At 74.7% G+C, this 22,907-nt stretch carries 14 protein-coding genes; 6 read left to right on the forward strand and 8 right to left on the reverse strand.

The annotated features are described in order from the left end of the window. Positions 1-2,229, reverse strand: a complete 2,229-nt coding sequence (locus tag B124_RS16655; protein ID WP_496503631.1) for a serine/threonine-protein kinase — start codon at positions 2,227-2,229, stop codon at positions 1-3. 40 nt (positions 2,230-2,269) lie between these two features. Between B124_RS16655 and B124_RS16660 the strand changes: the two genes are divergently transcribed. Then, positions 2,270-2,581, forward strand: coding sequence for a hypothetical protein (locus tag B124_RS16660; protein WP_496503632.1), 312 nt, complete (start codon positions 2,270-2,272; stop codon positions 2,579-2,581). A gap of 48 nt (positions 2,582-2,629) precedes the next feature. Here B124_RS16660 and B124_RS16665 read toward each other — a convergent pair whose 3' ends face one another. The 4 genes from B124_RS16665 to B124_RS16680 form a co-directional block, all read right to left on the reverse strand. Continuing rightward, a complete protein-coding gene (locus B124_RS16665) occupies positions 2,630-3,928 on the reverse strand; it encodes a coiled-coil domain-containing protein (RefSeq protein WP_496503692.1) in 1,299 nt (432 codons plus the stop codon). Between the two features lie 84 nt (positions 3,929-4,012). After that, positions 4,013-5,044: a glutamate ABC transporter substrate-binding protein gene (locus B124_RS16670; protein ID WP_496503633.1), complete on the reverse strand. Its 1,032-nt coding sequence runs from the start codon at positions 5,042-5,044 to the stop codon at positions 4,013-4,015. Positions 5,045-5,064: 20 nt separating this feature from the next. Further along, entirely contained in the window at positions 5,065-6,570 is a 1,506-nt protein-coding gene (locus B124_RS16675; protein WP_496503634.1) for a GlnX family signal transduction membrane protein, read from the reverse strand. Positions 6,571-6,969: 399 nt separating this feature from the next. Next, complete coding sequence (locus tag B124_RS16680; RefSeq protein ID WP_027770178.1) at positions 6,970-7,506, reverse strand: HNH endonuclease; 537 nt, start codon at positions 7,504-7,506, stop codon at positions 6,970-6,972. Positions 7,507-7,829: 323 nt separating this feature from the next. Here B124_RS16680 and B124_RS16685 point away from each other — a divergent pair, with 323 nt between their 5' ends. Further along, the gene (locus B124_RS16685; RefSeq protein WP_496503635.1) at positions 7,830-8,840 is read left to right on the forward strand and encodes a mechanosensitive ion channel family protein; all 1,011 of its coding nucleotides are present in this window, start codon (positions 7,830-7,832) and stop codon (positions 8,838-8,840) included. Positions 8,841-9,090: 250 nt separating this feature from the next. Further along, a complete protein-coding gene (locus tag B124_RS16690) occupies positions 9,091-10,299 on the forward strand; it encodes an ROK family transcriptional regulator (RefSeq protein WP_496503636.1) in 1,209 nt (402 codons plus the stop codon). A gap of 283 nt (positions 10,300-10,582) precedes the next feature. Here the strand turns inward: B124_RS16690 and B124_RS16695 are convergent, their stop codons facing one another. The 3 genes from B124_RS16695 to B124_RS16705 form a co-directional block, all read right to left on the reverse strand. After that, positions 10,583-13,636, reverse strand: a complete 3,054-nt coding sequence (locus tag B124_RS16695; RefSeq protein ID WP_496503637.1) for a SpoIIE family protein phosphatase — start codon at positions 13,634-13,636, stop codon at positions 10,583-10,585. A 275-nt stretch (positions 13,637-13,911) separates the two neighbouring features. Then, positions 13,912-17,082: a beta-N-acetylglucosaminidase domain-containing protein gene (locus B124_RS16700; protein WP_496503638.1), complete on the reverse strand. Its 3,171-nt coding sequence runs from the start codon at positions 17,080-17,082 to the stop codon at positions 13,912-13,914. Between the two features lie 302 nt (positions 17,083-17,384). Continuing rightward, a complete protein-coding gene (locus B124_RS16705; protein WP_496503639.1) occupies positions 17,385-18,113 on the reverse strand; it encodes a FadR/GntR family transcriptional regulator in 729 nt (242 codons plus the stop codon). A gap of 149 nt (positions 18,114-18,262) precedes the next feature. Here B124_RS16705 and B124_RS16710 point away from each other — a divergent pair, with 149 nt between their 5' ends. From B124_RS16710 to B124_RS16720, 3 genes are all read left to right on the forward strand, one after another. Next, complete coding sequence (locus B124_RS16710) at positions 18,263-20,875, forward strand: dipeptide ABC transporter ATP-binding protein (RefSeq protein WP_496503640.1); 2,613 nt, start codon at positions 18,263-18,265, stop codon at positions 20,873-20,875. 151 nt (positions 20,876-21,026) lie between these two features. Further along, positions 21,027-21,932, forward strand: coding sequence for an ABC transporter permease (locus tag B124_RS16715; RefSeq protein ID WP_496503641.1), 906 nt, complete (start codon positions 21,027-21,029; stop codon positions 21,930-21,932). Continuing rightward, entirely contained in the window at positions 21,933-22,880 is a 948-nt protein-coding gene (locus B124_RS16720; RefSeq protein WP_496503642.1) for an ABC transporter permease, read from the forward strand. It begins immediately after the preceding gene. Positions 22,881-22,907 lie beyond the last annotated feature (27 nt).

Raw genomic sequence — 22,907 nt, forward strand, 5'->3', positions numbered from 1 at the left:
TCATACCCAGGTCTTCGGGCGGTAGCGGTTGGCCCGTTCGACCATGTCGATCCGCTCATGGCCGTGCTGCGCGAGACGGGCCAGCACCCGGAAGGAGTTTTCCAGACCGAGCCGCAGCCCGTTCTCGTCCAGCGCGCAGCCCAGCAGCGGCAGCGGCGGACCCGACGGACCCGACGGACCTGCCGGGCCCGCGCCGGCCCCGGTGCGGCCGGTGAGCACCCAGTCCAGCGCACTGCCCAGCACCTCGGTGGACAGCCGGGCTCTGCGGCCCGCGTCAAGACCCACGTCCTGCAGCCGCTCCACCTGCGCACCGGCCGCCTGCAGATCGGTCAGCAGCGGCTCCTGCGGGGCGCGCTGGCGCAGCCGGGCCCTGATCGCGGCGACGCGCGCCGCGGTGTAGTGGATCGACGCCTCCGGTACGGACTCCAGCGCCCGTACCGCGCTCGACCGGTCGGCGGCGGCGAGCCGCACCCGGGCAAGACCGAACGCGGCGCTGACGTAGGCCGGGTCGGTCGTCCACACCAGCCGGTAGTACTCGGTGGCGTTGTCCAGTTGGCCCAGCACCTCGGCGCAGATGCCCAGCGCCAGCTTCGGCGCGGGCTCGCCGGGGAAGGCGTCGTAGATCGCGTCGAAGGACAGCGCGGCGGTCTCGAAGTCGCGGGTGGCCAGGGCCTGCAGGCCGCGGTACCAGACGATCCGCCAGTCGTCGGGGTGCTGCTCGCCCAGCTCGGCCAGCTCCGAGCCGGTCGCGGCCAGGTCGCCCAGCTCCAGATGGGCGCGGACCCGGCGCAGTTGCAGCTCGACGGAGTCGGTCGGCGCGTTGGCCAGCGCGGCGGTCAGCTCCGCCGGCGCGGAGGCCATCAGGCCGGCCAGGAAGCCGGCGTTGGGGTCGCTGGAGTTCACCCGCGGCACCGGCAGCGCCAGCGCCGCCGCGGCGGAGTCCAGCGGCAGCGTGTCGGCGATCTGCGCGGGCAGCGCCACCTGCGTGCCCATCCCCGGCCCGCCGCCCGGCAACTGCGCCGGTACGCCCTGCGGCGCCGGCAGCGCCGGGGTGCCGTTGCCCGCGGCCCGGGCCGCGCGCTCGCGCTTGCTCACGGCGCGGGAGCCGAGCTGCGAGGTCTCACCGGCCGCCGGCGGGAACAGCTCGGTGTCCACCACCCGCAGCTCCGGCCCGAAGAGCGTGGACAGCGCCGGCTGCGGCTTGCCCGTCTGGAGCGCCACGACCTCCCGCAGCACGCCCGTCAGTTGCTCGGACATCTCCGCGGCCGAGGCGAACCGGCGGGCCGGGTCGGGGTCGGTGGCGCGGACCAGCAGCCGGTAGAAGGACTCGTACCGGTTGAAGACGTCGATCGAGTCGGGGTCGGGCAGGCTGTCGGCGAAGACGTTGGTGTAGCCCTGGAAGTCGAAGGTCAGCACGGCCAGGGTGCGGGCCACCGTGTACAGGTCGGAGGCGATGGACGGGCCGACGTCGGCGACCTCCGGCGCCTGGTAGCCGACGGTGCCGAAGATCGCGGACTCGTCGTCGTCCATGCGGCGCACCGCGCCCATGTCGATCAGCTTGAGCTGGTCGCCCTGCTGGATGGCGTTGTCGACCTTGAAGTCGCAGTACAGCAGGTTGCGGCTGTGCAGGTGCCCGAGGGCCTCCAGCGCCTCGATCCCGTACGCGCACGCCACCTCGACCGGCAGCGGGTCGCGCTTGCCGTCCGGCGTGCGCCGCTCGTTGGCGATCTCCTTCATCGACTTGCCGCCGACGTACTCCATGACGATGTAGCCGTCGAGGCTGCCGGTGCGCTGGTCGAGGTGCTCGACGAAGTTGTAGATGCGCACGATGCCCGCGTGCTCGATCTCCGCGAGGAAGCGCCGCTCGGAGACGGCGGCGGCGATGGCGTCCTCGTCCCCGGTGTTCAGCAGGCCCTTGAGGACCACCCAGCGGTCCGCGACCGCGCGGTCGATCGCCAGGTAGATCCAGCCCAGGCCGCCGTGCGCGAGGCACCCCGCGACCTGGTACTGGCCGTGGACGATGTCGCCCTCCTGGAGCTTGGGCACGAAGGAGTACGGCTGCCCGCACTTGGTGCAGAAGCCCTCCGTGCGCCCCGGCCGGCCGCTGCGCGAACGGCCCACCGGCGCACCGCAGTCGCTGCGGCTGCAGTACCGCTTGCGCTCGGGCACCTCGGGGTTCTCCAGCACCGCGGTGCGCGGGTCGGGCCGCGGCACCTCCGGCACCGTCACCAGGCCCGCACCCAGCTTGCCGCGGGAGGCGACCGCGGACGTGCGGGAGCTCTTGACCGAGACCGAGCGGCCCGTGGACGCCCCCGTCAGCGCGCGCGACAGCCGCCCGGAGACCGACCGGCGCGACGCCCGCGAACTGCTCCGCGACGTGCTGCTCGACCGGCTCGACGCACTGGAGCTGCTCGACGAACTGCCCCGGCTGCCCCGGCTGCCGCGCCGGTGGCTGGTCACCCCGGTGGGCGCCGAGCCGACGACGCCGTCCGGCGAGACGACGGGGGCCAGACCGCAGGTGTCGCAGTACAGCTCGCCGCCGCCGACGTCCTCGTACGTACCCTCGCAGCCCGGCCGCTGACATGCCTGCGCGTTGCTCATGACTCCCCCAACTCCGTTCCGTCCAGCCTCACGCCATGCCCCCTGGCCGATCAACCGGGCCCGCCAGCACCTCCGCGGCGGCCCGCTGGTAGCGCAGCACCGCCTGCTCCGCCGCGATCAGGTCGCAGGGCGCCGACCACAGCAGCCGGCGCGCCGTGTCGTACCGCTCCACCAGGATGCGGTCCTCCGCGAAGCCGTGCCGCGCCACCTTCGCCTTGTACGCGTCCAGCCGGCCGCGCAGCTCCGCGCGCACGGCCAGCGGCGCGGTCACCGCCGTCAGCGACTCCCGCGCCCGCAGCAACTCCTCCTCGGCCCGCTGCTCCAGGCTCTCCAGCAGCGGCGAGAGCCGGTGCCACTGGGCCCGCCTGCGGAACTCGACCGCGCGGGCCAACTGCTCGTTCAGCGCGGTCGGCGGGCCGCTGACCGCCGGCACCTCGGACGCCGCTATCTTCGCCAGCACCTCGCCGCGCGCGCGGCGCGCCTCGCCCAGCGTACGGTCCGCGCGCGACAGCACGTCACGCACCCTGATCAGCCGTTCCTCCGCGTCCTGCCGGACGTGCAGCACGGCGTCGATCTCCCGGCGCACGTCCTCAAGCCCGCGCGCCGCCGCGTCGTAGCGCGCGGTGTCCGGCGTGCCGCCGCCCGGCGCCGCGCCGGGGCTGCGCCCCGCGGGCCGGGACCAGAACGCCAGCGGGTCGCGTACCACCTCGTCGCGGAGCGAGGCCAGTTCCGCGGTGATCCGCTCCAGGTCGTCGCCCGCCGGGTGCTCCCCGGAGCGGACCCCGACGGACTGGGCCAGCGAACGGGTGCGCTGCAGCTCGGCGGCGAGCAGGTCGATGCGCGCGGGCAGCGCCGACCACACGGAGTCCGCCGCCGCGACGACGTCGATCACCTCCGCGTACCACCGGTTCATCCGCTCCACCAGCTCGTCCAGCTTCAGCGACTCCGACAGCCTGGCCGGGCCCGTCAGCGACGCCGGATAGCCGCCGGCGACGGTACGCGGCCCGGCGGCGCCCGGTGCGAGGGTGACGCCGTGGTCCCGCAGCAGCGCCGTCAGCTCGGCCAGCTCCGCGCTGCCGGGCGAACGGCGGCGGGCGCGGATCTCGCGGGCCGAGCGCAGCGCGCCGGTGTACGCGTCGAAGTGCCCCCACAGCAGCGAGATCGCCTGCTCGGCGGCGGCCCAGCGCTCCTTGGTCGTACCGGACAGCTCGGCGCCCTCCAGCAGCCGGCGTCCCGCGTGGTCCTGGAGCGCGAGCAGCGAGGTCTCGATCGCCTCGTGCTCGGCTCCCAGACGCGCAAGCGCACGATCGACCTCCTCGCGGCCCATCGAGCCCCGTGGCGGGAGCGGCATCTGTTTCCCTCCGTGCTGCCGTACTCTGCCCGTTGTCGTGCTGTTCCTGCGTGTGCCCGCTCAGTCCTTGTACGCGGGGTCCGGCGGGCCCTTGATCCCCGGCATGGCGTCGGCCAGCCACTCGTCGTAGGAGTCCATCCAGCGCCCGTCCTTGCGGTAGTCCTCAAGCAGCTTGTTGACCCGGCGCACCAGATCGTGGTCGTCGATGTTCATCGCCACGCCGTACGGCTCGGGGCGGTTCAGGGTGCCGAACAGCTTCATCGACGGGTCCTGTGCGGCCTGGCCGGCGGCCAGCGCGTTGTCGGTGACGACCGCGTCGGCCTTGCCGAGCTGCACCCGCACCAGGCAGTCGAGCTGGTTCGGCACCGTCTTGACCTGCGCGCCGTACGACTCCTCCGTCAGGGCGTCCTCGCCCGTGGAGCCCTCGGCGGTGCAGACGCGCTTGCCGGCCAGGCTCTCGTCGAAGCCGGTGATGCCGGAGTCGGCGGGCGCCAGCACCGCCTGGTCCCCGGTGAAGTACTCGGTGGAGAACGCCACGTCCTCAATGCGCTCGCAGTTGATGGTCATCGTGCGCACCACGATGTCCACGTCCTTGTCCTGCAGCGCCGGGATGCGCTGGCTGGTGGGGATGGAGCGGAAGACGACCTTGTCCTCGCCCCCCGGGCCGAGGATCTCCCCGGCGATGGCCCGCGCCAGGTCGATGTCGAAGCCCTCCAACTGCCCCGTGAGCGGGTTGCGGTAGCCCCACTGATAGCTGTTCTGGTCGATGCCCACGATCAGGTGCTGGGGCTTCCGGTCCAGGATCCGCTGGACGCCGTCGCCGGAGGCGGTCGCGGACGGCCGCAGGCTCGCCTCCGGGGTGTCGCAGTCCTCCTGGCCCGACTTGGCCGCCGTCGCCGGCTGCGCCGCGACCGCGCCGCCGGCGGCGCGCTCGTCCGCCGCGCCGTCCTGCCGGTCGTCGCCGGCGAGGCCGGGCAGCAGGGCAGCGGTCAGCGCGACCGCCGCCGCCGTCCCGGCCACGCCGCCCCAGCCGCGCAGGCTCCGCCTCGTCCTGCCCGTCCTGCTCGTCGTGGGTGTCTTCGCTGTCGGCATCGCTGCCTCCCCCTTCGCCGTCACCGGTACTCCGAGAGCCTGCGGCCGATGCCGAACACCGCGCCGGCCGCGCCGAGCACGGCGAGCACCGCCGCGCCGATCCACAGACCGGACAGCGCCCCGCGGCCGTCCTCGGCCGCCGACTTGAACTCCTGGCGCTCGTGCTCCAGGGCGGTCACCAGGCTCTCGTCGACCTGGTCGAAGAACTCGCTGGTCGACTTCTCCCCGTCACCGCCGATGACCATGTCCTTCGCGGACTCGTAGTCGCCCGCGACGTTCTTGTCCTGCGCCTCGCCGTGCAGCTTGCGCCATGCGCGCACGCTGTCCACGGCCTCGGCGACGGGCTCGCGGCCCTGGTCGTCGTCGGCCAGCTCCAGGGCCCGGCCGAGCATGCTGTCCGCCGGCGCCTCCTGCGCGTCGGCGTCCTCGCCGGCCAGCTCCTTCATGCCTTTGAGGTAGGTGGCCTCGTACTTGTCGAGGCCCTCCTCGGTGGTGACGGAACCCCGGTTGACGTACGTCAGGTTCTCGTCGGCGCGGGCCGTGAGGGTGTTGATCCGCGCCTCGTTGAGCGCGTGCAGCGACTGGGCGCCGTGCCGGTCGGAGTCGCCGAGGCCGGAGCGGGCGAGGGTGTGCCCGACGGCCAGCCAGAGCAGCACGATCACGGTGGCCGCGGTGGCCGCCACCATGCCGTGGTTGAACACCCGGTTCGTACGGCGGTAGTGGCGGCGCTGCGCCCAGAACAGCACCCCGAGCGCGAGCAGTCCGCTGACCAGTGCGGCCCACGGCCACGACTTGGCGTCGGAGTAGTCCTGTTCCAACTGCCCGGTCTCGGACTGGTAGAGCTGCCGGGCTGCGGGCAGCAGCGTCTCGCGCATCTGCTCGTCGGCGTAGCGCAGGTACGCGCCGCCGAGCGGCAGGCCCTGGCGGTTGTTGGCGCGGGCGGTCTCGACGAGCGAGGTGTAGACGGGCAGCGTCCGGTTCAGCTTCTCGATCTGCTTCTGCGACTCCTCGGCGCCCTGGGAGTTGGCCGCGGCCCGCACCAGCAGTTGCGAGGCCCGCTCGATGTTGTCGTCGTACCGCTTGCGCACCTCGGGCGGCTCCTGCCCGCCCTCCAGGAAGCCGCTGGCCGCCGTGGTGTTGGCACCGGCCAGCGAGCGGTAGATGTCGGCGGCATCGGCGCTCAGCGGCTGGCTGCGGTTGATGACGTCGTCGGCCGCCGCCGACCGGCCGGAGACCTGCCAGGCGGTCAGCGCCCCGAAGAGCACGACCAGCGCGGCCAGTACGGCCCCGATGATCCGCAGCCGGCCCGGCTCGGTGGTCGCGGCGGCGCGCAGCCGGTCGAAGCCCTCGGCGAACGCGGAGCGCCGCTCCGGCGGTGCGGCGGGCGGCGGCGGGGCGGCGGCGCCGCCCGCGGGGGAGCCCGCCTGCGGTACGGGTGGGCCGTTCGGCCCGGCCTGCGCGGGAAACGCAGGCGCGGTCTGCTGCTCCGGCGGCGCGGCGCTGCCGGCCGGCGGCGGGTACGTCACGTGACCTCCCCCTGGGTCGCTGGCTGTTCGCCCGGTTGCGTGGGCGGGTCCAGTCCACCCCGGGCACGTCGGCAAGTATGGCGGCCCGTACAGGGCGTCACACCGCGATTCCCGGGATCTTGTTCGGATCGGTACCGTAACGCGCCACGCGGGGGGCGTCAGGCTCCCATCCTGCCCTTCTTCACGCTCAGGGCATCAGTTCGGTTCCTGTTCCGAGCGGCTTCGCCGCCCCGGGGGGAGAGCGGGGGCGGCGGGGCGGCGGGGATCGCTCCGGGCACGGCAGCGGGCACGACAGCGGACACGACTGCGGACAACAGCGGACACAACAGAGGGCACGGCAGCGGGCGTCACAGCGGGCACGGCGGCGAGCACCGCACCGGGCATAACAAAGGCCCGGTTCTAGGCAGAGATGCCGTCGATCCGGGCCAGGGCCTCGTCCGCGCCGTATGGCTGCAGGTAGGGCAACCAGCGCGGATCCCTATGCCCTGTCCCGATGATCCGCCAGGCCAGTCCGGACGGCGGCGCGGGCTGGTGGCGCAACCGCCAGCCCAGCTCGTGGATCGGCCGGTCGGCCTTCACATGGTTGCAGCGGCGGCAGGCCGCCACGACGTTGTCCCAGCGGTGCTGGCCGCCGCGGCTGCGCGGGATCACGTGGTCGACACTCGTGGCCACCCCGCCGCAGTACGCGCAGCGCCCGCCGTCGCGGGCGAAGAGCGCCCGGCGTGTGAGCGGAACGGGCCCCCTGACGGGGACCCGTACGAACCTCTGCAGGCGCACGACGCTTGGCGCCGCTATCACTCGCGTGGCGCTGTGCAGGAAGGCACCGGACTCCTCCAGGCTGACGGCCTTGCCGTTCAGCACAAGCACGAGCGCCCGGCGCAGTGGCACGACGCCGAGCGGCTCGTAGGAAGCATTGAGGACGAGGACGTGCGGCACGGTGCCTCCTTGTACGCCGGCGGCGCGTGGCTCGCGCCGGGACGATCTGGTCAACAGTGTGTCCTGCACCCCCGCCTCCGCGCCAGCCACGATCAGGTAAACGGGCCAACCACCCGGCAAGGTTCCGCGGCCGTGCCCGTGATGCTGATCCCCCCTTCGGCCCCGGCCTACGCCTGCCCGCGCGGGGCGGTAACAGGACCGCAACACAGGCCCGTCCGGTCGCCCCCCGCGGCCGGACTCCGGGCGCCTTCGCAGCGGCAAAGAGGCAGGCTGGGGCGGCGGGTAGGGTGAGTATGCCCACCCCTGAACGGAAGGTTCCACGCGTGTTCGCCACCGCCCTCCCGGCTGCCGAGAGCCCTGCCCCGACGCCGCTGGAGGACTCGCGCAAGAGCGCGGAGGAGACCGCCGGGTGGATCCAGGAGAACTGGACCTCGTGGCTGGGCGTGAGCCTGCGGATCCTGCTCGTCGTCCTGATCGCGTACGTGCTGCGCCGCGTGGTCCAGCGCATGATCACCAGGCTGATAACGCGGATGACGCGCACCGCCGACGCCGTGGACGGCACCGCGCTCGGCGGGCTGCTCGTCAACCACGAGAGACGCAGACAGCGGTCGGAGGCGCTCGGCTCCATCCTGCGCAGCAGCGCCTCCTTTGTGATTCTCGGCACAGCCGCCCTGACTATCCTGTCCGCGCTCAAGATCGACCTGGCGCCGCTGCTGGCCAGCGCCGGTGTCGCGGGGGTCGCGCTCGGCTTCGGCGCCCGCAACCTGGTGATGGACTTCCTCTCCGGCGTCTTCATGCTCATCGAGGACCAGTACGGGGTCGGGGACACCATCGACGTCGGCGAGGTCACCGGCGAGGTGATCGAGGTCGGGCTGCGGGTGACCAAGCTGCGCGGCGACAACGGGGCGATCTGGTACATGCGCAATGGCGAGGTCAAGCGGATCGGCAACCTCAGCCAGGGCTGGGCGACGGCCGTCGTGGACGTGCCCGTGGCGGCCGGCGAGGACCTGGACCGGGTGCGCGCCGTGATCGTCGCCGCCGGCGAGGAGTTCGGCCGCACCGAGCCGTGGAGCGAGCAGTTGTGGGGCGAGGTCGACGTGCTCGGCCTGACGGGCGTCTCGCAGGGGACGGCGATGCTTCAGGTGCAGGTCAAGACGGCGCCGGGGAAGTCCATCGAGGTCGAGCGCGAGCTGCGCTGGCGGATCCGGGAGGCGCTGCTGGCGGCCGGGATCGTCATGTCGGACGTACCGCCGGGCGCGATGGTGCCGCCCCACGCGGAGCAGGTCCAGGTGCCGCAGCAGGCGCCCGCGGGCGGCGACGGCGGCGGAGAGTAGCAGGCGGCGGAGGGTAGCCGGCGGTGGAGAGTAGCCGGCGGTGGAGGGCAGCCGGCGGCAGGGAGCAGCCGGGGGCGGTGAGGGACCGGCGGTGGAGAGTAGCCCGGGGCCGCGGCGGGCGGCCGTCGCGTTTCGCCCGCCCTCTTGACGCCGCTTCGTCCGCGGCATTAGTTTCGCCGCACTCCGATAGGAAAGTTTCCTAACCATTTGCCCGCGACCGCTGAGAAGCGAGCGCTGAGAGGTGACGCCCATGGCCGGTGGCCCGGGGACGCTGCGCGCGATGAACGACCGCGCCGCGCTGGACCTGCTGCTCGCCCACGGTACGCTCTCGCGCACCCGGCTGGGCAAGCTCACCGGACTGTCCAAGCCGACCGCCTCGCAGTTGCTCGCCCGGCTGGAGGCGGCCGGGCTGGTGATCGCCACCGGCACCAGCGAGGGCAGCCCGGGACCCAACGCCCAGCTCTACGCCCTCAACCCCGCCGTCGCCCACGTCGTCGGGCTCGACGTCACCGCCTCCCGGATCCGCGCAGCCGTCGCCGACGTCACCGGCCGCACGGTCGGCTCGTACGAACTGCCCGCCGCCAAGCGCACCGGCGGCGGCTCCGCGGCGGCGGAGACCGTGCGCCGCGTCCTCCGCGCCGTCGACGGCGCCGCCAAGGACGCCGGGCTCACCCGCGCCGGGCTGCACCGCGCCGTCATCGGCACCCCCGGCGCCTTCGACCCCGGCACCGGCCGCCTGCGCTACGCCTCCCACCTGCCCGGCTGGCACTCCCCGACGCTGCTGGAGGAGCTGGCCGCCGCCCTGCCCATGCCGCTCGCGTACGACAACGACGTGAACCTCGCCGCCGTCGCGGAACAGCGCCGCGGCGCCGCCCGCGGCCACGACGACTTCGTACTGCTGTGGAACGAGGAGGGCCTCGGCGCCGCCGTCGTCATCGGCGGCCGGCTGCACCGCGGCAGCACCGGCGGCGCCGGCGAGGTCGGCTTCCTGCCGGTGCCCGGCGCCCCCCTCGTCCGCCAGGTCACCCGCGCCAACAGCGGCGGCTTCCAGGAGCTGGCCGGCGCCCAGACGCTCGCCCCGCTCGCCCGCGAGCTGGGCCTCGTCCCCGGGCGCGGGCACTACGCCGAGGTCGCCGCCGCACTCGTCGCCCACGCCGCCGCCGAACCCGAAGAACCCCGCCACGCAGAACTGCTCGACCGCTTCGCCCAGCGCCTGGCCGTCGGCCTCGCCTCCGTCGTCGCCGTCCTCGACCCGCAGCTCATCGTGCTCTCCGGCGCCGTGCTGACCGCGGGCGGCGACCGGCTGCGCACGCTCGTCCAGGCCGAGCTGGCCGAGCTGGCCGTACTCCCGCCGCGCCTGGTGACCGGTGAGGTCGAGCAGCACCCCGTCCTCACCGGCGCGCTGGAGAGCGCGCTCGCCGCCACCCGCGACGAGGTCTTCGACACCACCGCCCGCTGACACCCGCCCGCGGCCCCGCCCGTCTCCCTTACCCGCCCGGCCCGTCTTTCCGCCAGGGGTACGTCCACCATGCCCTCAACCCGCCCACGCGGTCGCCGCGTCGCCGCTGTCCCTCTTCGCCGCCGCCCGCACCGGCAGCAACGACTCCGGCGCCGCGAACGACGACCCCCGACGCCGAGGTGATCAGCTTGCTCCTGAGGAGCAGGGCGAAGGCAGCCGGATCCCCGGCAGGGCGATTCCGGAGCCCTCTTCTTCCGCTGGACCAGGAAATGGTGTGCTCGCTTCAGCGAGTGCCGGCGGGAGGAACCGTGTGAGGTGCTGCTCTCCTTTCGGTGCCCTCCGCAGTCCGACCGGAACGGTCCCGCGTTCGTGTCAGCCAGTCGCCGTACCCCGGGGCACCCGGTGGGAGAACGGCGCCCGGCTCGGTGACCTCCGCCGTCAGCAGCGCGAGGTACAGGTGCGCGCGGCTGACGGGATCGTTCAGGTCCATGTCCAGTGCGCGGGCGGCCCGTGTGAGACGGCGGGTGACCGTGCTGTGGTGTACGCCGAGGTGCGCAGCCGTCCGCCGGGTGTTCCCGTAGTGCTCAAGCCACAGCATCAGGGTCTGCCGCTGGGCGGCGGACAGGGGGTGGACCAGTTCGACGGCCCAGTGCCGGGCCGTGGGGACGTCGACCAGCCACATCAGGCAGTCGGTGGCCGGGTTGACCTGCTCGACCGGCCCCTCCGGAGCGAGCGAGGGGCCGGTGTCCGGTGTCATGCGCAGTGCCAGATACAGCCGTACCCGTACGCACGTCTCGTCCAGGTCCGTGTCAAGCGCCGAAGCGGTCCGACGCAGTTGCTTGCGCACGACGGCGGGCGGATACCCCGTCTCGCGGGCAGCGGCGGCGACCGAGGCGCGTGGCAGCCACGCCCGAAGGGTGCGGCGCTCGCTTTCATCCAGCGGGGACAGCAGGGCGCTGGTCCAAGCCGCCAGCCGATCGCGCGGGATGAGGTGGAGCAAGTGCTGTCCGCCGAGGCCGGCCCCCGGGCTGACGTGGCGCACCGTGGCTGCTTCCCGGGCCCGGGCCGCCGCACGCGAGGCCGCGGGCAGGTCCTGTTCGGTCCAGATGAGCTTGCCGTCGGCCGTGTACCGCGTTCCCCAGCGGCGCGTCATCTGCGCGACGAGAAACAGGCCCCGGCCGCCCTCGTCCGTGATCCGGGCGTGACGCAGGCGCGGCGAGGTGCTGCTGCCGTCGGCGACTTCGCAGGTCAGCACGTCATGATGGATCAGGCTCAGGCTGATGGGGCCGGTGGCGTGGCGGATGGCGTTGGTGACGAGTTCACTGACGACCAGTTGCGTCGTCATGGTCAGCTCGTCCAGGCCCCAGGCGGCGAGTTGTTCCTCGACGTCGGCTCGGGCGCGGACGACGACGGCAGGTTCGGAGGGCAGCTTCCAGTGGGCGAATCGCTGGGCGCTGAGGGCGCGCGTTCGGACCAGCAGCAGGGTGACGTCATCGGTGGGCGGGCCGGTCAGGAGGGTGTCGGCGATGTCCTGGCAGGTGGTGTCGATCGGGGCTGCGCGGGAGCGCGCGAGAGAGGCCGCGAGCCGGCCAAGGCCGACGTCGACATCATGGTCGGCGTCGGCGGACTCGATGAGGCCATCGGTGTACAGGGCGATAAGGCTCGCCTCGGGCAGATCCAGCTCGACGGACTCGAACGGCAGTGAACCGAGGCCGAGTGGTGGTCCCGCGGGCAGGTCGGGAAAGGTGACCAAGCCGTCGGGGGTGGTCACCGCGGGCGCGAGGTGCCCGGCGCGGGCCATCGTGCACCGCTGCGTCACCGGGTCGTACACCGCGTACAGGCAGGTTGCGCCCGTCAGCGCGGTCGCCATGGCTCCGCTGTCGGCTTCTTCATCGGCGAGGCGGATGACGAGATCGTCCAAGTGTGCGAGAAGTTCCTCGGGAGGCAGGTCCATGTCCGCCAGGGTGTGGACGGCGGTGCGCAGTGTCCCCATGGCTGTGGCGGCGGCGACACCGTGCCCGACCACGTCACCGACCACGAGGCCGACCCGGGCGCCGGACAGGGGGATCACGTCGAACCAGTCGCCGCCCACTCCGATCCGGGCGTCGGCCGGCAGGTAGCGGAACGCGGTCTCCACCGCCGCTCCGCCGCTCAGGACATGCGGCAGCAGGCTTTGCTGCAACGCCAGGGCAGCGGTGTGCTCGCGGGCGTAGCGGCAGGCGTTGTCCATGCTGATCGCGGCCCGCGTGACGAGTTCCGCGGTCAGGAGCACGTCGTCGTCCTCGAACGGTGGCCGGCTGCTGGAACGGACGAACTCGGACACCCCCAGGGCTGCGCCGCGGGCGGACATAGGCATGACGAGATGACGGGTGCCCGTGCCGGTCCGCTCGCCCTCGGCCAGGTGCTCGTACACGTCGGCAGAACCGCTGACCGACTGCCGTGCCGCCCGCCGCAGTGGGGGCGGTCCCTTGACCGGCGGGGGGATGAGCTCGTCCCCCCGCAGCACCGTCTCCAAGAGGTCGACGACGGCGACGTCGGCGAGGCGGGGCACCGCGAAATCCGCCAGCTCCTGGGCGGCCTTCTGGACCTCCAGCGTGGTGCCGATGGCGGTGCCGGCCTCGCTCAGCAGACTCAGCCGTTCCCTGGCCCGGTTGCGGTCGGTGACATCCATGAGCAGGACGCAGACGCCGAGCACGCGAGAGGCATCACTTTCGAGCCGGAAACAGGACAGTGAGTAGTCGCGCCGGTACGCATAGTCGATCAGCGGCGATCCCGTCTCCAGCACCCGGCGCATCCGGGCGTCGAACCCATCGGTGGCCGGATCGGTGCCGATGCCCGGCAGCAGGTCGGCTATCCGGCAGCCGGCGCAGCTCTCGTGCGGTGCTCCGGCCAGCCGCTCCCAGGCTTCGTTGGCCCAGACGAGCCGCAGGTCGGGGTCGAGTACGGCCGTCCCCATCGGCACCTGGTGCAGACATCGTTCCAGCACGGTGCGGGAAAACGCCAGGGCGGCGGTGTTCGACACGGCCGTCGCGGTGACCAGGACGTGGACGAGGCCGTCAATCGTGAACGTCGGCGAGACCCCGAGTTCCACCTCGAAGCGCCGGCCGTCCCTGTGCCGCAGCGTCGCGGAGCCTTGCCACCCCTGCTTCCCGCCGGCCGCTGCGCGTACCTCGTCCGGCTCCGCCAGGAGCCGCTTCGCAGGCCGGTTCACCACCTCGGACGCGGAATACCCCAACAGTTCCTCTGCGGCCCCGCTCCACCCTCTGACCGTGCCGTCCTCAGCGATCACGGCAGTCGCGTCGGTGGTGGGGAAGGGCTTCCCTGCGGAGACGGGCATGAGGCAGACCTCACAACAAAATACTTCTCATTTCTATCGTAAGTTCAATTTGGGACAGCGCCCGCCCGGTGCCACCATCGGCGGCGTTGCAGGCGCGCGGACGGGGCCGTACGGTCGCCGTCCACCCGGCACGTTCGCCCTGCTGCGGGCCCTCCCCGCCGGGTGCGCAGCCGCGCGGCGCCGCCGCCGGCTGCGGCGCCGGACCCACGCACCGGAGGCGGCCAGGTCCCGTACGCCCGCCCCTTACGGCTGACGGGCCTGCCGCCCGTACGGGCTCAGTCGCGTACGGCCCGTACCTCCAGCGCGTACAGCGAATAGCCGAACTCCGTCGCCCGCTCCACTCCCTGCACCCGCACGTACCGCACCTCGCGCTCGTCCATCCGCACCGACTCGCGCCCGCCGTCGCCGTCGTCCACCGCCGCCGCCGTGCGCCAGCGGCGGCCGTCGGCCGAGACCTGGACGCGGTAGCGCTTGGCGTACGCGCTCTCCCAGGTCAGCGCCACCTCGCCGACCCGCGCCGGCTCCGCGAGCCGTACCTGGACCCAGGCGCCGTCCTCGACCGGCGAGGACCACCGGGTCTGCGGGTCGCCGTCCGCCACCGCCGCGGCCGGGAAGTCCGGCGTCTCGTCCGCCGACGACGACGCGCGGCCCGCGCGGGCCAGGTCGGGGCCGCCCACGGCGGGGTAGGCGTGCACGGTGACGGTACGGACCTGGGCGGCGCCGCCGTCCTCCAGGCGCACCGGGATCTCGTACGCGCCGGGGGCCAGGCCGTCCTTCGCGCGGATCTCGATCGGGGTCCGGGCCGTCGTGCCGCGGGGTATCCGCACCGGGCCGGGGGACTCGGCGCTCAGCCCCTTCGGCGCCTTGGCCGTCACCTCGCCGCCCGCGTCGTCCGGCCGCCGCGCGGTCAGCTCCGCGTCCACCACGACCGGGTCGCCGCCGATCGTCACGTCTGCCTCGTCGCGCGAGAGCGAGAGCCGGGCGCCGGGCTCGTCGGCGGACCACGGCACCACCTCGTGCACGACCGGCGCTGTGGTGCCGGCGGCCCACACGAGCCGCAGGGCGTCGGCGTCGGCGCGCTCGGCGGGCAGCTCCGTCCAGCCGCCGCCGTCGAGTTCGCCGAGCGGGCGCCACGCGGTCCGGCCCCGGTCCCGTACCCGGACCTGCACCTCGGCCCGGGTGCCGGTGCCGGGCTGGGTCAGGACCGTCACCGCCCGCAGCGGCTGCCGGTCGAACTCCACGACCAGCGCCTCGTGCGTGCCGGGCGACGGCGGGCGGGCGGCCTCGTACGCCGTCGCCGGCCTGCCGTCGGCCGCCGCCGCCACCGGCGAGCCGGGCAGCGGCTCCGCGCCGCCGGAGGCGGACGCCCCGGTGCCGGCGCCGCGCCGGGCGGCGCCGCCCGCGCCCAGCCAGGAGTCCGAGTCGGTCAGCGCCCGGCTGAGGAAGGCGTCGAGCACACCGGCGCCCACCACCCCGCCGCCTGGGGGGACCGCCTCGCCGGCGAGGCGCTGCAGCTCCAGCCGCGTCTGCCACGCGTCCTCGTGGCGGCCCTCGGCCTGCGCCGTGACCATGTCCACCGCCAGCTCGCCGGCCCGGCCGTACCGCGCCAACTGCGTCAGCCAGGGCCGCACCTCGTCGCCGAACGTGCCGTCCGCCAGCGGCGCCAGCTCGTCCGGTGCGCGGCGCATGACGGTGAACGCGTCCCGCAGCCGCTGCGCCGCTTTCTTCGTGCTCCCGGCGTTCTTCCCGTCCCGCCGGCCGGCCGACGCGCGCTCCTGCCAGAAGTCCGCGATCAGCGGGCGCAGATACGCCGACTCCGTCGCGCCCAGCTCCGACGACGCCGAGTTCCCGGCCAGTGCCGCGAGCGCGGCCCCCGCGCTCTCGGGGTCGGGGGCGTCCGCGGCCAGGTCGCGCACCGCGGCCCGCCAGGCGGCGTCCGGGTCGTACGCGCGCGGGTTCCAGGCGAAGTCGGCGACCGTGAACAGCGGCACCCGGGAGGCCGCGGGCTGCTCCATCGCGCCGGCCAGCACACCCGCGGAGCCGGCGGCCACCGCCGGGTCGCGGCCGTCGTACGGGCCGAGGAAGATGCGGTCGCGGGCGTAGTCGTTGACGGGGTAGTTGTCCTGGGTGATCAGCGGGTGGCCGCCGAACGCGGCCTGCGCGTCGCGCAGTTGGGTCCCGCTGATCTCCTTGGGCACCGCGCCGACGCCGGACCACGCGACCTCCACCCGCTCGTCCAGCTCGCCGGCGAGCGCGGAGCGGTAGTCGGTGGTGCCGTCCTGGTAGTACTCGGTCGGCAGCAGCGACAGCGGGGCCGCGTCCGGGTGCCGGCGGGACAGGTGCGCGGCCAGCGCGTTGGCGGTGTCGGCCTGCGCGCGGGCGGCGGCCTCGGGACCCGAGCCGTACTCGTCGGCGTCCTCGCCGCAGGCCCACTCGCTGTAGCTGACGTCCTGGAACTGGAGCTGGAACGCCCGTACGCCCAGCGCCCACATCGCGTCCGCCTTGGCCAGCAGGTCCTTGCGGTCGCGGCCGGAGGAGAAGCAGAAGTTCTGGCCCGGCGCCACCGCCCAGGCGAGCGTCACGTGGTTGGCGCGGGCCCGCTCGGCCAGCTCGCGGAACCGGGCGCGCTGCCGGGCCGGGTACGCCTCGCGCCAGTCGGCCTGGCGGTACTGGTCGTCGCCGGGGGAGTAGAGGTAGCGGTTGAGCTTGGTGCGGCCCATGAAGTCGAGCTGCGCCAGGCGCTGTTCGTGGCTCCAGGGGCGGCCGTAGTGGTTCTCGGCGATGCCGCGCACGGCGGTGCCCGGCCAGTCGCGTACGGACACGGCGGGCAGCGTGCCCTCCGTACGGGCGGCGCGGGCCAGCTCGCGCAGCGTCTGCACGCCGTGGAAGAGGCCCGCCGCGTCGGTGCCGGCCAGGGCGACGACGTCGCGGCCCTCGTGCTGCCCGGCGGCCAGCCGGTAGCCGCCGGCCGGCAGGTCGGCCTGCTCGCCCGCGCCCAGGGCGCGCAGCGCGGCGTCGGCGGGGCTGCGCCGCGGCGGCGGGCCCGCGACGCCCGCGGGGCCGGCCGGCGCCTGGTCGGCGTAGACCACCAGACCGGTGGCGGGCAGGGCGGCGCCGGGGCGTATCTGCGTGAACTCCCGTACGCCCGCGGCGCGCAGCACCTCGCGCAGCTCCGCGAGCGCCCGCGGGTCCGCGCCCTCGGGGGTGACGAGCACCGCCTGCCCGCCCGCGTGCACCTCGCCGTCGCGGGCGCTCAACTGCTGCGGACGCGGCCAGACCGCATCCCGCAGCGCCGTCTGTGCGTCCGGCGCCTCCCTGGCACCGGCAGCGCCGGCAGCACCGGCGCCGCCCGGGTCCGGCTGCTGCGGCTGGGCGGCGGCGTCCGGCGCCCGGCCGCCGAGCAGCCCGCCGATCACGGCGGCGGACAACGCCGTCGCCGTGGCCACCCGCCGCCTCGCCGCTCCGCCCAACTCCGTCCGCCCTCCGTCCGTTTCCGGCGCCGTACACCGGCGTCCCGACCGGTCTTCCGGCGGTACGCCAACGTACTGGCCGCTTGTCGCCACGGCATTTCACCACCGTTGCGCATTCCGCTTCCGCTGCGCTTCGCGCGCTGCCCCGCGCCGCATGTGCGCGAGCGAGGCGCAAACCGAGAGCCCACCACCGCGGCCCCGTTGCTGTCAACGCGCCGGTCGGCCCCGATCCGCGGGAAGGGCGGGCCGCGGGCGGCGTCGGCGCGCCGTACGGGCCGTCACGGCGCGGACCCGGCGACCCGCTCCTCGATGCCCACGTAGTGCTGCCGCACGGCCTCCCTGGCCCGCTCGGGGTCGCCGCTGAGCACCGCGTCGAGGATGCGCGCGTGCAGCTCGTGGATCACCTCCGGGTCGCGGTGCGGGGCGGTGGGTGCGGCCCGGTGGTAGGCCACCCAGAAGAGGTCGAAGAGCTGCAGCAGCATCGAGTTGCCGAGGTCGGCGAAGAGCAGCCGGTGGAACTCCCGGTCCAGCTTGGCGATCTCCTCGTGCCGGTCCGCCGCCGCGCGCATGCCGGCCAGCACCTCGCGCAGCGCCGTCACGCTTGCCGGCGTCAGCGCCCCCATCGCGTCGGCGATCATCCCGGACTCCAGCGCCTTGCGGAGCGCGACCAGCTCGCCGAGGGCGCGGGGGCCCTGCATCAGCCCGTACGGGAGGTTGTCGAGCAGCGGGGTGAAGGAGAAGTCCCGGATGAACACGCCGCTGCCGCGGCGGGTTTCGAGCACGCCCGTGGACTCCAGGGCCTTCACCGCCTCCCGGACGGAGTTGCGGCTGACGCCGAAGAGCCGGGCCAGCTCGGCCTCCGGCTTGAGCGGGTCGCCGGGCCGCAGCCCGCGCTTGATGATGTAGTGCCTGATCTCGTCCTGCACCGTCTTGTGCAGCGGGGGTACGGTCCCCACCCGCTTGAACGCTGGTTGCACCGACGACTCCTGCCTCTTCTTCTCGTCCACTCTCGAATCCCCGTCCTACCACGGCTCTTGACAGCGACGCACCGTCAACCTACGGTCCCAGGACTTGTAGGATATCTTGCAGACTTCGAACGTTCCCGTAGGGGGATCCGGTGGCAGCAGACACGGTGCCGGCCCTGAGCATCAGGGACTTGACCGTTGAGTTCGACACCCCGGCCGGTGTGGTCCGCGCGGCGGACGGCGTGAGCTACGACGTCGCCGCCGGCGAAACCCTCGGCGTCGTCGGCGAGACGGGCTCCGGCAAGAGCGTCACGGCCCTGGCGGCGCTGGGGCTGCTGTCCGCAGGGAACGTGCGGCGGGTGAGCGGGCAGGCGCTCCTCGGCGGCACGGACCTGCTGGCGCTGCCGGCGGACGAACTGCGCGCGGTGCTCGGGCGCGACGTGGCGATGATCTTCCAGGACCCCGGCTCGGCGCTGAACCCGGTGCAGCGCGTGGGCGACCAGATCGCGGAGGCGCTGCGGGTCCACGACCGGACGCTGACGGCGCCGGCCGCGCGGGCCCGGACGGTGGAGCTGCTGGACGAGGTCGGGGTGCCGGATCCCGCGGGGCGGTACGACGCGTACCCGCACCAGTTCTCGGGCGGGATGTGCCAGCGCGTGGTCATCGCGATGGCGATGGCGAACCGGCCGCGGGTGCTGATCGCGGACGAGCCGACGACGGCGCTCGACGTCAGCGTCCAGGCGCAGATCCTCGACGTGCTGCGGCGGGCGGCGCGGGAGACGGGGGCGGCGACGGTGCTGATCACCCACGACCTGGGGGTGGTGGCGGAGACCGCGGACCGGCTGTGCGTGATGTACGGCGGGCGGGTGGTCGAGTCGGGCCCGGTGCACGGCGTCTTCGCCCGGCCCCGGCACCCGTACACCGCGGCCCTGCTCGCGTCCCTGCCCCGCCTCGACGTCCGCACCGACCGCCTCACCCCCATCCCGGGCCACCCCCCGGACCTGCTCGACGTGTCCCCCGGCTGCCCGTTCGCCCCCCGCTGCCCGGTGGGCCACGACCGCGTACGGTGCGCGGAGGAGCGCCCGGAGCCGGTGGCGGCCGGGGACGGCCTGAGCGCGTGCCACTACCCCTCCGAGGCCGGCCCGCCCCCAAGGGCGGCGGGGCCCGAGCGGGGTGGCGGGGCGGGTGACGCGGGCGCGGCGGCCGGTGACGGGGCCGGTCCGCAGGGCCCGGCCACGTCGCGGCACGGTGAGCCGGAGAAGTCCGGCCTGCGGCCGGCTGGCGGTGAGGGCCCGCCCCCGCAGGACGCGGGGAGCGCCGCGGGCGATGCGGGTGCGCCCGGCGCCGAGCCCGCCCCACCCCCGGCTGCGCCGCGTGGCGGGCCGGTGGACGGGGGCGTCCCCGGACCGGATGCGGGAGCGACGGCGGCCGAACCGCCGAATCCCGGCGAGCCCGGCGCCACCGCGGCACGTGCCGCGCGCGACGCGGACGCAGCCGGCGCCGATGCCGGCCCGGCCGCCCGGCCCGCGGCTGCGCCGCGGGGCGCGGCGGCGAAGTCTGGTGCCCCGCCGGGCGGCGGCACCGCTCCGGGGGGCGGCGTACCGCCGCCTCCCGCCGTGTCCGACGGCGTCCGTCCGTCCGCCGCTGCCCCGCCGGACGGCGGTCCCGGCCCCGCCGCGGCGGACCCGGCTCGACCCCCCGCTGCCGCGCCGCGCGGCGCACCGCCGGACGGCGGGCTCGCGCTGGACGTGCGGGAGGCGCGGAAGCTCTTTCCCATCCGTACCGGGGTCTTCGCCCGGACCTCCGGGTACGTGCACGCCGTCGACGGGGTGTCGCTGCGGATACCCGCGGGGCGGACGCTCGGGCTCGTGGGGGAGTCCGGGTGCGGAAAGTCGACGCTGGCGCGGATGCTGCTGCGGCTCGTCGAACCGAGCGGCGGGGAACTCGCCGTCGCCGGGCACGACCTCGTCCGCGCCGGCCGCGGTGAGCTGCGGCGCATCCGGCGGCGGGTGCAGATGGTCTACCAGGACCCCTTCGCCTCCCTGAACCCCCGGCTCAGCGTCGGCGACAACGTCGCAGAACCCCTCCGCCTCGCCGGCGGCTTCAGCCGCCCGCAGCGACGCGCCCGCGTGCTCGACCTCTTCGACCGCGTCGGCCTCCGCCCCGAGCACGCCGACCGCTACCCCGCCGAGTTCTCCGGCGGCCAGCGCCAGCGCGTCGCCATCGCCCGCGCCCTCGCGCTGCGCCCCCGGCTGCTGCTCCTCGACGAGCCGGTCTCCGCCCTCGACGTCTCCGTCCAGGCGCAGGTCCTCAACCTCCTCGCCGACCTGCAGCACGAATCCGGCATGGCGTACCTCTTCGTCAGCCACGACCTCTCCGTCGTCCGCCAGGTCGCCGACGAGGTCGCCGTCATGTACCTCGGCCGCATCGTGGAGACCGGTCCCGCCGAGCGCATCTACGGCCGGCCCCGCCACCCGTACACCCGCGCGCTGCTCGACTCCGTGCCCACCCCCGACCCCGCCGGCCGCGAGACCCGCCGCCGGGCCCCGCTCGGCGGCGACGTGCCCAGCCCCGCCGACCCGCCGTCCGGCTGCCGCTTCCGCACCCGCTGCCCGCTGGCGGCGGAACGCTGCGCCACGGAGGAGCCGGCGCTGCGCGCCGTCGACGGCGGCCTCACCGCCTGCCACTTCGCCGAGTCCCTGCGCGGTCCCGGCACCCCCGGCGCCCCCGGCGGCCAGAGCACCCCCGGCGCCCCCGGCGCCCCCCGCACCGCCGGCCCCGTACGCAGCGAGGTGCACACGTGACCGACACCGCCCTCACCCAGCCCCCCGCTGCCGGGCCGCCCGGCAGGGCACCCCGCCGCGCCGCCGGGCGCCTCCGCGGCAGCGGTCGCCCCGCGTCTCCCGTCTCCGGCACCCGTCGCGCGGCCGGCCACGTACGACGCGAGGCGCGGTCATGACCGGCACCGCCCGCACCAAGACCCCGGCCGCAACCCCGCCCGGCAGGGCACCCCGCTTCGCCGCCGCCCGCCGCTTCGCCCGCTCCCGCTCCGCCCTCGTCGGCGCCGCCGGGCTCCTCCTCCTCGTACTCCTCGCCCTCCTCGCCCCCTGGGCCGCCCCCTTCGACCCCAACGAACAGGGCGCCGACAACCTCCTCGGCCCCTCCGCCACCCACCTCCTCGGCACCGACGAACTCGGCCGCGACATCGCCTCCCGCGTCATCCACGGCACCCGCGCCTCGCTGCTCGTCGGCTTCGGCGCCGCCGCCCTCGGCGCCCTCGCCGGCGTGCCGCTCGGCCTCGTCGCCGGCTACGTCGGCCGCTGGGCCGACGCCGTCGCCATGCGGCTGACGGACCTGCTGCTGGCCGTCCCCGGCATCCTGCTCGCGCTGGTCATCATCGCCGTCCTCGGCCCCGGCCGGCTCAACCTCATCCTCGCCATCGGCATCGGCGCCGTACCGGAGTTCGCCCGGCTCACCCGCGCCGCCACGCTCTCCATCCGGGAGCGCGACTTCGTCGTCGCCTCCCGCGGCATGGGCGCGCCGGCCGCCGACACCATGGTCCGCACCGTGCTGCCGAACGTCCTCGGGCCCATCCTCGTCCAGCTCGTCGTCACCGCCTCGCTCGCGGTCGTCGTCGAGTCCGGCCTCAGCCTCCTCGGCCTCGGCACCCCGCCGCCCGCGCCCTCCTGGGGCGGGATGCTCCAGGAGGCCCGCTCGTACCTGCACCAGAGCCCCTGGTACGGCGTCTTCCCCGGGCTCTGCCTCGCGTTCACCGTCTTCTGCCTCGACCGGGTGGGCCGCGGGCTGCAACGGGCCTTCGGCACGGCCGTGTCGGGCGGGGCACGGGAGGGGACGGTCTAGATGTACGCGTACGTCATCCGGCGGCTGCTGCAGTTCGCCCTCGTGCTGTTCCTCGGCTCCCTCGCCGTCTGGGCGTTCGTCTTCGCGCTCCCCGGCGACCCGGCGACCGTCCTCACCGGACCCGACGCCGCCCCCGCCGAACTCGCCGCCACCCGCGAGCGGCTCGGCCTGGACGACTCGGTGGTGCAGCAGTACGTCACCTGGCTCGGCAACGCCGTCACCGGCGACCTCGGCGACTCGTACTTCTCCGCCGAAACCGTCCGCTCCACCCTCCTCGACACCGTCCCCGCCACCGGCCAGCTCGCCGCCTTCGCCATGGCGCTGACCCTGCTCATCGGCATCCCCGTCGGCACCGTCGTGGCGCTGCGCCCCCGCTCGTGGGCCGGCCGCGCCGCCGACGCGTACCTCACGGCCGGGCTCGCGATCCCCGCCTTCTGGCTCGGCCTGCTGCTCATCATCGTCTTCGCCGTGCAGCTCGGCGCGCTCCCCGCGGCCAGCGACTACGTGCCGCTGTTCAGCGACCCGGCGGGCGCGGTACGCGCCACGATCCTGCCCGCGCTGGCCGTTGCCGTGCACGCCTCCAGCGTGCTCGCCCGCTTCCTGGCCGCCTCGCTGCGCGACGTGATGGGCCGGGACTACATCCGCACCGCGCGCGCCAAGGGCGTGCCGGAGCGGTACGTCGTACGCCGGCACGCGCTGCGCAACGCGGCGCTGCCGACCGTCACCGTCGTCGGCCTCCAGCTCGGCGGCTTCCTCGGCGGCACCGTCGTCATCGAGGCCGTCTTCAACTACCCGGGCCTCGGCCGGCTCCTCTACACCTCGATCGGCGAGCGCGACTACGCCGTCGTGCAGGGCGGCGTGCTCTTCGTCGTGGCCGCCTTCCTCTGTCTCAACCTGCTGGTCGACGTCCTCTACGCCTGCCTCGATCCGCGGATCCGGCTCGCCTGACCCGCCTCACCGACTCCTCCGGACCTG

It is taken from the genome of Streptomyces sp. CNP082 (assembly GCF_059570535.1).

Coding starts and splice junctions, on each gene's coding strand:
- B124_RS16695 (WP_496503637.1), bottom strand. CDS start 13,636: ATGCCCGTCTCCGCAGGGAAGCCCTTCCCCACCACCGACGCGACTGCC.
- B124_RS16720 (WP_496503642.1), top strand. CDS start 21,933: ATGTACGCGTACGTCATCCGGCGGCTGCTGCAGTTCGCCCTCGTGCTG.
- B124_RS16690 (WP_496503636.1), top strand. CDS start 9,091: ATGGCCGGTGGCCCGGGGACGCTGCGCGCGATGAACGACCGCGCCGCG.
- B124_RS16665 (WP_496503692.1), bottom strand. CDS start 3,928: ATGGGCCGCGAGGAGGTCGATCGTGCGCTTGCGCGTCTGGGAGCCGAG.
- B124_RS16715 (WP_496503641.1), top strand. CDS start 21,027: ATGACCGGCACCGCCCGCACCAAGACCCCGGCCGCAACCCCGCCCGGC.
- B124_RS16670 (WP_496503633.1), bottom strand. CDS start 5,044: ATGCCGACAGCGAAGACACCCACGACGAGCAGGACGGGCAGGACGAGG.